Annotated in this window: 11 protein-coding genes; 8 read left to right on the top strand and 3 right to left on the bottom strand. The window is 37.1% G+C overall.

The annotated features are described in order from the left end of the window. Positions 1 to 10: 10 nt before the first annotated feature. Positions 11 to 823, top strand: a complete 813-nt coding sequence (locus IGL07_RS04670) for a pyruvate, water dikinase regulatory protein (protein WP_002355927.1) — start codon at positions 11 to 13, stop codon at positions 821 to 823. A 70-nt stretch (positions 824 to 893) separates the two neighbouring features. On the opposite strand, the gene mprF is transcribed toward IGL07_RS04670, so the two are convergent. Continuing rightward, entirely contained in the window at positions 894 to 3,425 is a 2,532-nt protein-coding gene (gene mprF, locus IGL07_RS04675) for a bifunctional lysylphosphatidylglycerol flippase/synthetase MprF (RefSeq protein ID WP_002358907.1), read from the bottom strand. Further along, the gene (locus tag IGL07_RS04680; protein WP_002358908.1) at positions 3,422 to 4,156 is read right to left on the bottom strand and encodes an alpha/beta fold hydrolase; all 735 of its coding nucleotides are present in this window, start codon (positions 4,154 to 4,156) and stop codon (positions 3,422 to 3,424) included. Before IGL07_RS04680 ends, mprF begins: the two co-directional genes overlap by 4 nt. 176 nt (positions 4,157 to 4,332) lie before the next feature. On the opposite strand from IGL07_RS04680, the gene IGL07_RS04685 reads away from it, so the two are divergent. Genes IGL07_RS04685 through IGL07_RS04695 form a run of 3 tightly spaced genes read left to right on the top strand, consistent with a single transcriptional unit; the run spans position 4,333 to position 6,669 of the window. Next, positions 4,333 to 4,917, top strand: coding sequence for an AAA family ATPase (locus tag IGL07_RS04685; RefSeq protein ID WP_002376210.1), 585 nt, complete (start codon positions 4,333 to 4,335; stop codon positions 4,915 to 4,917). Between the two features lie 22 nt (positions 4,918 to 4,939). Further along, the gene (locus tag IGL07_RS04690; protein ID WP_195526194.1) at positions 4,940 to 5,995 is read left to right on the top strand and encodes an endonuclease; all 1,056 of its coding nucleotides are present in this window, start codon (positions 4,940 to 4,942) and stop codon (positions 5,993 to 5,995) included. A 17-nt stretch (positions 5,996 to 6,012) separates the two neighbouring features. Further along, positions 6,013 to 6,669, top strand: coding sequence for a 5'-methylthioadenosine/S-adenosylhomocysteine nucleosidase (locus IGL07_RS04695; protein WP_002376218.1), 657 nt, complete (start codon positions 6,013 to 6,015; stop codon positions 6,667 to 6,669). A 103-nt stretch (positions 6,670 to 6,772) separates the two neighbouring features. Here the strand turns inward: IGL07_RS04695 and IGL07_RS04700 are convergent, their stop codons facing one another. Then, positions 6,773 to 9,010 carry an ATP-binding cassette domain-containing protein gene (locus IGL07_RS04700; RefSeq protein ID WP_010817138.1) on the bottom strand — a complete coding sequence of 746 codons (2,238 nt, stop codon included), beginning with the start codon at positions 9,008 to 9,010 and terminating at the stop codon, positions 6,773 to 6,775. Between the two features lie 161 nt (positions 9,011 to 9,171). Between IGL07_RS04700 and IGL07_RS04705 the strand changes: the two genes are divergently transcribed. From IGL07_RS04705 to ndk, 4 genes are all read left to right on the top strand, one after another. Then, positions 9,172 to 11,598: an amidase family protein gene (locus IGL07_RS04705; protein ID WP_267542991.1), complete on the top strand. Its 2,427-nt coding sequence runs from the start codon at positions 9,172 to 9,174 to the stop codon at positions 11,596 to 11,598. Positions 11,599 to 11,674: 76 nt separating this feature from the next. Beyond that, the gene (locus IGL07_RS04710) at positions 11,675 to 12,619 is read left to right on the top strand and encodes an aminoglycoside phosphotransferase family protein (protein ID WP_002387052.1); all 945 of its coding nucleotides are present in this window, start codon (positions 11,675 to 11,677) and stop codon (positions 12,617 to 12,619) included. A 42-nt stretch (positions 12,620 to 12,661) separates the two neighbouring features. Continuing rightward, positions 12,662 to 13,315 (top strand): DUF4767 domain-containing protein, encoded by a 654-nt coding sequence (locus tag IGL07_RS04715; RefSeq protein ID WP_002409092.1) that lies wholly within the window; start codon positions 12,662 to 12,664, stop codon positions 13,313 to 13,315. A gap of 109 nt (positions 13,316 to 13,424) precedes the next feature. Continuing rightward, entirely contained in the window at positions 13,425 to 13,835 is a 411-nt protein-coding gene (ndk, locus tag IGL07_RS04720; RefSeq protein WP_002381321.1) for a nucleoside-diphosphate kinase, read from the top strand. Positions 13,836 to 13,861: the final 26 nt, after the last annotated feature.

Consider the following 13,861-nt stretch of genomic DNA (forward strand, 5'->3'; position numbering starts at 1 on the left):
GAGCTTAATTATGAAAAAAGAGATCATTGTTTATACTATTTCCGATTCACTTGGAGAAACATCACAAAAATTGTTAGCTGCAGCAAGCGCACAATATCCAGATATTTCTTTTCTTAATCGATACAATTTTTCTTTTGTCACAACAGAAGAAGAATTATTAGAGATTTTAAAAGATGCCTTAAAAGATAAAGCCTTAGTTGTCAGTACATTAGTCAGTAAACAACTAATCACAGCGGCGAAAGAATTTAGTGAACGAACAGGGTTGTTATATTTAGATTTAATGGCGCCATTTTTTGAATTAATTCAAGCGAAAGCCGGAGTAGATCCTATTGAAGAGCCTGGACGACGCCATCAACTAGACCGTGCTTACTTTGATAAAATCTCAGCGATTGAATTTGCTGTAAAATATGATGATGGCAAAAATCCTCAAGGGTTTCTTGATTCTGATATATTGTTGTTAGGCGTTTCGCGGACCTCAAAAACGCCAGTCAGTATGTATTTAGCAAATCAAGGCTACCGCGTTTCTAACTTACCATTAATTCCAGAAGTTCCATTGCCGCCAATTTTGGAAGAAATGGATCCACAAAAAATGATTGGTTTAGTTTGTTCGCCAGAAACATTAGGACAGATTCGTAGCAGTCGGTTGGCTTCCTTAGGTTTAGGTAATGAGACCAGTTATACCAATGTTGAACGGATTGAACAAGAATTAGCTTATGCTGAAGAAATTTTTGCGAAGTATGGTATCCCAGTAATTGATGTAACCGCAAAATCTGTCGAAGAAACAGCCTTTTTGATTAAAGAAAAACTAGATGAAAGAAATTAAAAAGCTTGGCAACCTCACTAAATTTCAGTGAAGTTGTCAAGCTTTTTATACTTAATTGGGATTCTTTTTGTTAGTCAATATTTTTTTGATCGACAATGAGTAAAGCGATCATCACGTAGACAATCCAACTACTTTTAGAATAAAGTGTATAGCGGGGTTGCCATTTGCTAGCAAATTTTTCCTTGTATTCGCGTAATCCTTGGAAGGAGTAAATTTCTGAACCAAATTCATAAATTAACGCAGCAATCCGTTCTTGAATAAAACTTTTTCTTGATTGACCAACGTTAGCTAACGGAGCCATCCCTAAATTGAAATAATGAATATTTTCTGTTTTCATATATTCAAATAAATGAATAAATAGGAAATCCATACTTCCAGAAGGGGCTTTTTCTTTATGGTGACGCATCAAGTCGATGGTACCAACTTCATTTGTGTAACTAGGAATGATATTAGCGAAAGAGACCATTTCTCCTTCAGCATTTCGGACAACAGCAATTGGGTTTCTTTGAAGATACGCTTCATCGAAAAATCCCAGTGAAAAGCCTTTTTCTTTTCGATTGTCTAACCAACTATCTGAAATAGCTTTTAATTCGTGCATTTGTTCGGCACTAAAAGGAGGTTGGAGTACGTCAAATGAATAGCCGGCTTTGGTAATTTTATTAAACACTGCGCGGGTACCTTTGAATTTTTTCCCAGACATCGTAAATGTTTCTAGATTAACTAAGGCTTCTTCGCCCATTTTGATAAATTCGTAGCCGTATTCGTGTAGCAACATCACGCTGTCCTCATTGGTTTCGTAAAAGACGGGGACATAGCCGAAACGATCTGTTTCTTTAAGGAATGCATCGATCGCCGCAGGAAAATCTTCTTTGTTCCCCGAAGGATTGCCCATCACAACGCATTTATTATTAATGGTGTTGAATTGTAAAAAGACAGTCGGTTCTTCTTTGGGATATAAGAAAACCTGTTTATCATGAAGAAAGACAAGTTCACTGTCAATATTCCCGCCATAAGTTGTTAAGATATTATGCAAGATACTATCTTCTGGAAACTCACCCACTTGGTGTTTTTTCCCTTGGAGGTAGCGAACAAATAGAAAGTTAAAACTCATAACTAAGAGGATAGCGATAAATCCTGACAACCAGATCCGTTCGGAAGGGAACAAGAAAAATTCCACAAAATGATGACGATGGTGTGGGAAGTTTGGTAAATTATAAACACCAATTACCAGGTATAACAAGGTCAACAAGCCAAAGATAAACCCATCAATCGTCATCCACTCCCAAGAGTAAACCAGTTGTTCACGGTACAATTCTGATTTTGAAAAAATAACGATAAATAATAAAATAGCTAAATAGAAAATGGAAAACATACTAAAGTCAACAACAAATGAATACAAGATAGCACCAATTAATAAAATAATCGTTGGATAATAGGCTCTTTTAACACGATCAGCAATCCCACGTCCCATAATTAATAATGCAAAGCCTAAAACAATACTCGGAATTTGAATAATAATATGAGAACGGAAGGGGTTAATATCTCTTAACCAATGCACTTGAGTGAAGGCTTCTGGAATAGTGGCTAGGAGCACCATCATGATTCCTGAAAAATAAAGTAAAACCACTTCCAGCTTGTGGGCAATTTCCAAAGTAATTTGTTTTAGCAGTTGACGATAATGAGTATCCAACTTTTGGCTTAAGTGTTTTGTAAAGAACAAACAGCCAATTAAGAAAGGAATAATATAATAGAATAAACGATAGAGCAATAACCACAAAACAATAATTTCACGATCAACACCTAAGTTGCTTAGTCCTAAAATCATCATGACATCAAAACTACCTAAAGCCCCTGGAATCATCGAAGCAATCCCAATAATCGAAGCTGCTACATATAAAGGAACAATATCAATTAAAGGAATCGGTACATCTAATAAGTAACCAATACTGATAAAGGTAATTAAAACACCTGTCCATTCTAAAAACGAAGAAACAACTAAAGATAAGCGATTTTTTGCATCGAGGTTACCAAAGGAACTATTTTTTTGGAAATGTAAAATAAGATAAAGTAATGGGAAATAAAGACCGCCACCTAATAACCAAATCCAATATTGCTGTAAATAAGCCATCTTTGGATCAAACTGAACAAGGAAAAAGCAAAGAATACTATAAATAGATAGACCGGATAACACAAAAAGTAAAATATGGGTTAACGCAGGTAAAATTTTCTTTTCCTCTGTTTTATTTCCATAAAATTCAGAACGAAGTCCCATGCTGACCAAACCACCGAATCCACCAATATTATTGATTGTATTGACAATCCAGCTAGATTCAAGGAGTTCCCGTTTTGAGACTTTCAAGTTTAAAATGCGATTTAATGTTAAGTCATAATTTAGCATCGGAGTAACGGAAACTAAACCGATAACCATCATCAATAACAATTTCCATAGCGGAATCTCATCAAAAATCTGTTTTAACTGTTCAAATGAGATCGTTTTACCAATTGATAAAAGTTGGGCAACAACAATAATTGAGACCGCAATAACAAACAGTGTTTTTAGTAATCCTGTATGCGTTTTGATCCAATGAATAATTTGTTTCATTTAGACACCTTCATTTCCTTTAAGAATTTTTCGATTGTTTTATTAAAAATATCTGGTGAGTTTTTGGCAAATAAATGACCCTGTTTATTTACCAAGACCAATTTGCCAGCAGGAATGGCATCAGCAATCGCCCGTGAATGGGAAAGCGCAATTAAATCTCGACTGCCAGTAATAACAAGAGTAGGACAGGGGATGTGTTCTAAATCTTGTTTTGTCAGTCCAGTATCTTCAAATAACAGAGCCACGATAGGGAGCCGTGCGCGCAATTTTTTTGAAAAAAAGGCGCCAATACGACAAAACCAATATTGAAAATAAGTGGCAATCGTTACATATTTTTTCAGACCAGACATGGTGACATTTCCAGAATTTAAGACGAGTTTGTTGACGAAATCAGGATATAAATGGGTAAAAACCATGGCAATATTTGCTCCGTCACTAAAGCCCAATAAATTAATTTTTGTTAAGTGTTCTTGTTGAATAATACCAGCTAAATCTTCTGCCAAAAGCGGAAAAGTTAATTGACTTTGTGTATTGGTGGAACGTCCATGTCCGCGGGTATCCACCGCAATAACTTGATACTCCTTGGAGAAATAAGAAATTTGATAATTAAAAAAAGTATGATCATTGCCATTACCATGAAGTAACACAAGGGGGTAATTTGTTTCTTTGCCAAAAATTTGATAAAAAATTTGACTGCCATCTATTGTTTGAAAATATTTTTCTATTGCCATTCTCCGTCACCTATCTCATCTATAATCAATCGAGTCCTCTCTCATTATAGAGTCTTTTGTCTTTTTTTTGTAATAAAAAACAGAAAATTTTCCGAACAGTTTTGTAAGGTGTTGTAATATAGTGTGATATAGTAGAAGATAGCCACCTAAAAATTAGGCTAGAGGAGGGGAAGTTGATGTCTTTAATCGTTTTAATTGGTGCCCAAGCTGTCGGGAAAATGACCGTTGGCAAGGCTTTAGAAAAGCAGTTAGATGCTAAATTACTATTTAATCATCAAACCATTGACTTATTTGCAAACTATCTTGGGTATACGGAACGTGCGTTTCAATTGTCTGATTCCGTTAGAAAGGAACTTTTTCAGGCCTTTGTAGAAAATCCAGCCACAAATACAACAAAAAACATTATTTTTACAGTGGTGATTGCTTTTGATCAAGAACAGGATTTTCAATTTTTAGAAGAAATATCAGAAATTTTTCTTAGTAAACATGAGTCCGTTTATTTCGTCGAACTCGTCTCTTCAACAGAAATCCGCCTAGAACGGAATGTTCATCCAGAGCGGCTAGAGGCAAAACCTTCAAAACGCGATGTCGACTTTTCTCGAAAAGAATTACTCAATACCTTCAAAGAACATCGGTTAGTAAGCCACGAAGGTGAACTAGAAAGTACATTTCCAAATGTAAAAATAACGAAAATAAATAATTCAAACATGACACCAGAAGAAGTAGCAACGAAGATAATTGCTACTTTTGGTTTGACATAATGTGAAAGGAACATCGGAATCAATGAAAAAGTTTTTTAAATATGTCGGTAGCTTGATGGTCCTTCTTTTAAGCATAGCTTTAATTTTGATAGGATATTTAACCTTCCGAGAGTTTCGACCACGAGCGGTTGAACCAGTTGCTATAAATAAACAATTTTCAGAGCAAACCATCGAAAAAAAGCAATCCATTTCTTTAGTCACGTATAACATAGGCTATGCTGGCCTAGGACAAACAGAAGATTTTTTTATGGACGGTGGCAAAACTGTCCAACCAGTTAATAAGGCAATGGTTCAACAGAATTTAACAGGCATTGAAGAAACCTTGAAAGAATTACCAGCGATGATTTACTTATTCCAAGAAGTCGATCGTCGCTCGCAACGTTCTTATGAAGTCAATCAAGAGGAAGAATTACAAAAACAGCTACAGCTGAACAGCGCATTTGCTTATAATTTTAAGGTAGATTATGTGCCCATTCCTTGGCCGCCGATTGGACGAGTAGAAAGTGGTTTATTAACATTATCAAATAAAAAAATAACAGAGGCCAAACGCATTGCTTTACCCAATCCCTTTCGTTGGCCCGTTAGCATTAGTAACTTAAAACGAGCGCTTCTAGAAACGCGCTTTCCAATTAAAGGCACAGACAAAGAATTAGTGGTTTTTAACTTACATTTGGAAGCCTATGACAATGGGGAAGGGAAGATTGCTCAAAGCAAAAAGTTAGCTGACGTATTATCCCAAGAATACGCTAAAGGAAACTATGTAATTGCTGGAGGTGACTTTAATCAAGTTTTCAAAGGCAGTCATCGGTATCCTGACCTAGGGGAAGCTGGTTGGGCACCAGGAGAAATTGATCCAGCAGACTTACCTAAACATTTTTCACTTGCTTATGATGATCAACAGCCGACTGTGCGGGTGCTTAATAAGCCATACACTGGCTCTTATGAAACATCCCAAGTGTATGTAATTGATGGTTTTATTGTTTCTGATAATGTGGCTGTTCATAGCGTGAAAACAAAGGATGAACAATTTAAATATACAGATCACCAACCTGTGAAGATGGAAGTTGGGTTGAAATAGAAAAAAGGAGGAGATAGATGAAATTAGGAATTATTGCCGCAATGGATTTAGAGCTTCAAAAATTATTGGAATATTTTCCACCACAACGAAAGATACAGCTAGCAAAAAATACATTTTATATTTATGAACAAAAAACATCGCAAGTCATTATGGTTTGTGCAGGACAAGGAAAGACGAATGCTACGCTATATAGTCAAATACTTATTGATTCATTTCAAATAGAACAACTAATTAATATCGGTATTTGTGGCTGTTTGAATGAAAACCTGCATCTCTTTGAGATGGTGCTAGGTGAGGAATACTGCCATTACGATATTCGTGAAAGACAGTCAATCAATAAATTTCCTTACCAGCTGTACTATAAAGGAGATAAAGGAATGCTGGCCGAACTTCAACATCTAGATGAAAAGATAAAGTGTGTTCGTTTTGGAACTGGAGAAGGCTTCGTTTGTGACACAACTGAAAAAAGAAACTTAATTGAACAATTCTCTATTGACTGTGTGGATATGGAATCCGCAGCTATTGCACAATGCTGCTTTTTAAATGATTGTGCTTTTGTTTCTATAAGAATTATTTGCGATAGAGCGGATGCTAACGCAGTCAAAGTAACAGAAGATACGCAAACACAGGCAATGGAAAAAGTATTTGAATTGGTCTGTGCATATATAAATTAAAAAAGAAAGAGCTTGGAACAAAAATCCAGAAAGATTTTTGTTCCAAGCTTAAAAAGTAATATAGATTGGGGATAAAAGTAACATTGTTATTGTTCCAATTATTTTACAGATAGCCTTTAGTAATAGAATGAGTGGAATTTAGCATATTTGCTGGGGTTCCTGTAAAAAGAAGCTGCCCGCCTTTTTCTCCACCTTCGGGACCTAGTTCAATTAACCAGTCAGCACTTTTAATCACGTCAATGTGATGTTCTAATAAAATCAAGCTGTTTCCTTCTTCTACCATTCGATTGAAAAGTTGAAGACTTTGTTGGATATCAATTAAGTGTAAACCATCTGTAGGTTCATCCATTAAATAGATAGCTTTTTTTTGGTGAAGTGTGTCTGCTAATTTTACCCTTTGCAATTCGCCACCAGATAATGTTGAGAGCGATTGATTGAGTTTAAGATAGCTTAAGCCAACTTCTAGTAAATTTTTTAATGAAAGAGCAAAAGGCTGGTCTTTGAAAAAATCATAGCCATCTTTAACGCTTAAAGCTAGTACTTCAACGATATTTTTTCCGTTATACAGATAATGAAGCACCTCTTCTTTGTAACGCGTTCCGTGACAGGTTTCGCAAACACTAGTAACATCCTCCATAAAAGACATATCGGAGACAATTATTCCTTTCCCCTTGCAAGTAGGACAGGCGCCTTTGGAATTATAGCTAAATAAAGCTGGACTAACATGATTTTCTTCCGCAAACAGTTTGCGGACCTTATCAAAAATATTGAGATAGGTCATTGGTGTGGATCGTAAATTTGCGGTAATGCTTTTTTGTGAAAGATGAATAATTTCTTGGTTATCAGCTTGGGCTTTTTGATAAATTTCTTCCGCTAATGATGATTTACCTGAACCGGCGACCCCACAAATAACAGTCAAAACTCCTAACGGAACTTCGACAGATAGATTGTTTAAATTATGCAGTGTCGCATGTTCGATTGATAAAGACTTCCTTGCTTTTCTTGGTTGGTCGTTTAAAGGGAGCGGCTCTTGAAGCGCTTGACTAGTCAAGGTTTTGGAGGCTAAAAATGCGTCATACGTTCCTGAAAACTGGACATGGCCACCATTTTCGCCTGCGAAAGGTCCTATATCGATGATAAAATCAGCTTCTCTAATTAATTGTGGATTGTGTTCCACCAGAACCACGGTGTTTCCTTTATTTTTTAAATTGAGCAACGCACGACTGATCCGTTCGATGTCCTTTGGATGTAAGCCAGCACTTGGTTCATCTAAAATATACATAATATCGTTTAAGGCGCTGTTTACATACTTAGCAATTTTAATCCGCTGTGCTTCACCACCAGAAAGTGTTTCAGTTGCTCGTCCTAATGTGAGGTAGGAGAGACCGATATTAATTAATGCTTCTAGACGTACAAGTAGCTCTTCTTGAATATTTTTTATTAAGGAAAGGTCCATCGAACGAATAAAAGAATGTAATTCAGTGAGTGGCATGTCAACAGCATCAGCAATACTTTTCTGATTAATTTTGCAGCTACGAACACGTTCATTGACTCTACTTCCTAAACAATCAGGACATCTTTTTACGGTAACAAAGTGATTAAGGTATTTTTGATGACGTTTGCCTTCGTCTGTATGCAATATGCTACGTTGCATGCGCGGGACGATTCCTTCATACAAAGCTGTATGAGGCCACTCTTTGGGTGGATTAGCTAGTTTTTGTTGTGGAGCATATAAAAATAATGCTAACTCTTCAGGAGAATAGTCCTTGATTTTTTTATCCAAATCAAATAGACCACTATGGGCATAACGCTTCCACCGCCAGTTGCCAACTGTAAATGTGGGGAAATCGATAGGCCCTTCGTTTAATGATTTGTCATAATCAACTAGCTGATGAAGATTGATTTCGGTAATCTTTCCTAAGCCATCGCATGTTGGACATTTTCCATCCGGATGATTAAACGAAAAAGTATCTGAATAACCAACAAATGGAGAACCTGCTCGTGAAAACAACAAACGTAAAAACGTATAAATATCTGTATACGTTCCCACTGTCGAACGAGAATTGCCTGCTACTTTTTTCTGGTTAATGACAATTGCAACAGGAAGATTCTCGATTTTTTCAACTTCTGGACGACCATATTTGGGTAAGTAATTTTGAACAAACGAACTAAATGTATCATTTAGTTCACGACGTGATTCAGCGGCTAATGTGTCAAATACTAAGGAGGACTTTCCTGAACCCGAAAGTCCAGTAACAACAGTTAGTTGCTTTTTAGGGATATTGACAGAGATATTCTTCAAATTATTTTGTGTTGCGTGCTTAATTTCAATCCATTCCATTAAAAAACCTCCGTTTCTATTCTATTTTAGCATATAAAAAGAACCTAGCCTAAAAGTTGAACATTGGAATGTTCAAGAGAACTTTACTTTTTAATCGCTTTCATTTATGCTATAAGTAATACAGATTTTTTATCTGTATTAATAGATAAAGGATGTGACTTATGAAGAAGTCGATTTTGTTCAAAAAGTTAGGGATTATTTTATTAATTAGCCAAACACTGGTAGGGGTACCAATGTTGGCACAAGAAAGTATACTAGAAACAACCGTTCAAACAGAAACGGAATCAGTAACAACAGAAACCAGTCAGACTGTAGCTAACTTGGAATCTGAAACTACTAGCCAAACGGTGATGCAGGAAAAAGAATCCTCTTCGGCAATCGCCGAAAGCAGTAGCGGAAATGTGGTTGCAGCAACTACTGAAACCACAAATGAGATACAAAATAGTGATACAGATGAAAAAGCTGTTTCTGCAGAGAATGCTTTTTCAGAAACAGATTATAAACAAGCAACTGCACTGGAGTTAGCAACTTTAGTAAGAGAAAAAAAGGTGACGAGCGAAGAATTAGTAAAAATTGCGTTGGCCATCACTAAACGTGAAAATCCTACATTAAATGCGGTCATTACTTTACGAGAAGAAGCGGCTTTGACAGAAGCAAAAGCTTTACAAGATACAGGTCAACCATTTCTAGGTGTGCCGCTCTTACTAAAAGGGTTAGGACAATCCTTGAAAGGTGAAAGCAACACGAACGGTTTTGGTTTTCTCCAAGATCAAGTAGCTGGTGGGACATCGACCTTTGTCAAAGCACTACAAAATGCCGGATTCATAATCATTGGTCAAACGAATTATCCAGAATTAGGTTGGAAGAATATTTCAGATTCAAAGTTATATGGCGTTTCCGTCAATCCATGGAATCCTAACCATTATTCAGGCGGTTCTTCAGGCGGAGCGGGTGCTAGTGTCGCCGCGGCATTTGTTCCTATTGCCTCTGGAAGTGATGCTGGTGGCTCTATCCGTATCCCTGCTTCTTGGACAGGCACCGTAGGCTTGAAACCTTCTAGAGGAGTAATCATTGGTAATTCTAATAGTGCAAAAGGTCAAACTGTTCACTTTGGTTTAAGTCGAACCGTGGCGGATACAAATGCATTATTTGAAACCTTATTAACCAAAAAAGATCTTCCTGCGGGACATTTAAGTCAAGCGCAACCCATTGCTTATACAACAGAATCTCCTGCCGGAACGCCTGTAAGTGCCGAAGCAAAAGAGGCGGTCGCTGAAGCTGTTGCTTTTTTAAAAGACCAAGGGTACACATTGGTTGAAGTGAAGCACCCTGTTGATGGGGAACGTCTAATGAAAAATTATTATACTGTAGCTGCTGGCTCAGCAGGAATTGCCGATTTTATGGCGCGGCAGAAATTGAAAAGACCGCTTGAACGAAATGATGTAGAACTGTTAACATGGGCGCTTTTTCAAACAGGAAAAAATATAACGAGTGAAGAGACAACTGCGGCTTGGACAGATATTGCTTTACAAGCACAAGCGATGGACGAATTTTATCAACAGTATCCTATCTTATTAACACCAACGACAGCTGCCACGGCACCTAGTATTGATAATCCGTTACTAAAACCAGAACATGCAGCACAGATGGAAAAAATTGATCAATTGTCACCAGCAGAACAAAAACAATTGATTTATGACCAATGGCTGACGGCGTTCACATATACACCGTTTACACAACAAGCAAATTTATTTGGACATCCAGCATTAAGTGTACCAACTTACGTTTCAAAAGAAGGACTGCCTTTGGGGATTCAATTTAATAGTGCATTAAATGAAGACCGAACATTGCTACAATTAGGTGCTTTATTTGAAAATAACCACAAGATAAATCAACCACATGTAGAAGAACCAGACAAAGACAAAGAGCCAGATGCAAGCGGCGAACCAGACAAAGACAAAGAGCCAGATGCAAGCGGCGAACCAGACAAAGACAAAGAGCCAGATGCAAGCGGCGAAGCAGAAAAAGACAAAGAGCCAGATGCAAGCGGCGAAGCAGAAAAAGACAAAGAGCCAGATGCAAGCGGCGAACCAGACAAAGACAAAGAGCCAAATGCAAGTGGCGAACCAGACAAAGACAAAGAGCCAGATGCAAGTGGCGAACCAGATAAAGACAAAGAACCAGATGCAAGTGGTGAACCAGAAAAAGACAAAGAGCCAGATGCAAGCGGCGAACCAGACAAAGACAAAGAACCAGATGCAAGTGGCAAACCAGATAAAGACAAAGAAACAAAAACAAGTGAAGAACCAATCGAAGGAAAAAACCAAAACCCAGACAAAGCTGGAAAAACTACTAGTGAGTCATCCTTAGATAATTCGCTGAATTCATCAGCAAATCAGGGAACCAAATCAACAGAAAGTACGCATGCTTTTTCTGATAAAAATATGATTGGGAAACAAGAACAGCTTTCCAAAAAAGTATTACCAAAAGCAGGTGCAGAAGTACCTAGTACTTTCTGGATTGTTTTAGGAGGAGCTTTCTTAGTAACAAGTGGAACGATTTATATAAGGAAAACTAGAAAACGATAACCAGTGAAGGCTAGAGACAATTTATCCCCAATTGTCTCCAGCCTTTTTTCTTTGGTATACTAAAACCAATAGGGAAATGGAGGCGAAAGTAATGAGGGCGTTTGAGAAGATTCCAGCGTTTCAGCAATGGCAAAAAGTTGAAGCTATTCACCGTGGTTGGTCAACTGATTTAAAGTTTAAAGTTACCAAAAATCAAGAAACCTTTTTATTGCGAATTTTTCAACAAGAAGAGTTATTAGCCAAACAACAAGAATATCAATTTATCAAAAAAGTAGCGGCGTTAGGATTTCCCAGTTCTAAACCTTTTTTATGTGCACCTATTCCTGAAAGTGAACAAGGATACATGTTATTAACGTATCTAGAAGGTGAAGACTTAAGCGATGTTTTACCCGCTCTTTCTCCCAAAAGACAACTGAACTTAGGCGTAGAGGCGGGCCGCTATTTAAACAAAATCCATAAGCTTTTGTTGCCTGAAAGGATTAGTCAAAGAGAGATTGCGCAAAATTTATACGAAAAAAAGCAGAGCCAACTAAATAAGTATAAGGAATCTCAATTTTGTATGCCGTACCAGCAGCCAATAATTTCATATTTAGAAAAACAATTACCGTTATTGCAACAACGGCCTGTGGTTTATCAGCATGGAGATTTCCATGTGGGAAATTTTATTTACTTGCCAACTAGGCAGGTCGGTGTGATTGATTTTAATCGATGGGATTTTGGGGATCCTTATGAAGAATTTTACAAGTTACAATTTTTTTCAAGAAATGTTTCGCCGTTGTTTGCTTATGGTCAATTACAAGGTTATTTTGCTGGGAAAGTTCCTACCTTATTTTGGCAGTTTCAAAAGCTTTATACTTTTCACGCAGGACTCTATTCTTTAGTTTGGGCACTGAGCTTTGGTGAAAAAGAAATCAGGACTATGGAACAGCAATACCAACAATTACTAGAGGACTATAATTGTGGAGAATTACTAGTTCCCAAATGGTTTTCAACTATCCAAAGAAAGGGATTGAGATTTTAGATTTATTTCGATAGAATAAAAATAAAAACAGGAGTTTAAGGAATGAAACTAAACGGGATTATTATGATAGCGGTTGTTGGAAGCGTTTTATCTGGCTGTGGTTGGCAAAAATCGAAAGAAGAATCACAGAAAGTACAAACCGTACAAACAAACAATGTAAATACTGAAGAAACAAGAGCAATTTCAGCAACCGAAGTTAGTCAAACCACGGCGTTGGAATTAGAGCAAACAACGCAAACACAAGAATTAACTGAATTAGTTACAGAAGAAGGGACGATTTGGAATCAGCAAAAAGCAAAACAGTTAGGACAATACATGGAAACCTGGGGTCAAGAACGCAATCAGAACTATCAAGCGTACCAACCAGGTCACTCTGTAGCTTTTTACACGATTCAAGTGCCTGATGATTTATTGAGTTATGAACCTAAAATACAACCAGCTATTGGGAACAATCCCATTTGGTTAAATTGGTCAGAAACAGGCAGCGAAGGGGGTTATTGTCTGGTGGCAGTATACTCTGACAGTGCGACACAAGTTGCCCAGAAGCATGTCTATTTATTTACTTTAGTGAATGGTGAAGCCAAAGTTTATGTGAGTAAAGAACAGCCAGTAGAAGAGCAACCTTATTTGTTTTTAAAAGAAACAAGTAATACAGAACTGAAAGAACAATTCACAAACCTTGTGAATAATCTTTAATTTTTTATTTAATCAAAAGGAAAAGAAAATTTATCATTGACAAAGTATCCGCTTTCATTTTATTCTGTAGCTACCCCTTGGGAAAGGGCAAAAGGAAGTTTTGAAAGGGATGGAAAAAATGAAGGAAACAAGTTTAGTAATTATTAAGCCAGATGGCGTTGAACGGAAGTTAGTTGGCAAAATCATTCAACGTTTTGAAGATAAAGGTATTGACTTATTGCACCTTAAATTCGAACGACTAACAGTAGAAACAGTGAAGGAACACTATGAGCATTTAAAAGATGAACTATTTTTCCCTGAATTATTAGCCTATATGACAAGTGGCCCAGTGGTTGTGATGGTCGTTGTAGGGGACAATGTGGTTAAAAAAGTGCGTAAATTAGTTGGAGCAACGAATCCGTTAGATGCTGAAAGTGGCACCTTACGAGCGGATTATGGGTTGTCTGTCACCAAAAATTTAATCCATGCTTCTGATTCTGTTCAATCAGCAAAAATTGAGATGCAACGGTTCTTTGGTTAATCAGCGAAAAAGAAGCAATCCTTTAT

The sequence above is a fragment of the Enterococcus sp. DIV1368f genome (assembly GCF_051712245.1).
Taxonomy (GTDB): Bacteria; Bacillota; Bacilli; order Lactobacillales; family Enterococcaceae; genus Enterococcus; species Enterococcus faecalis.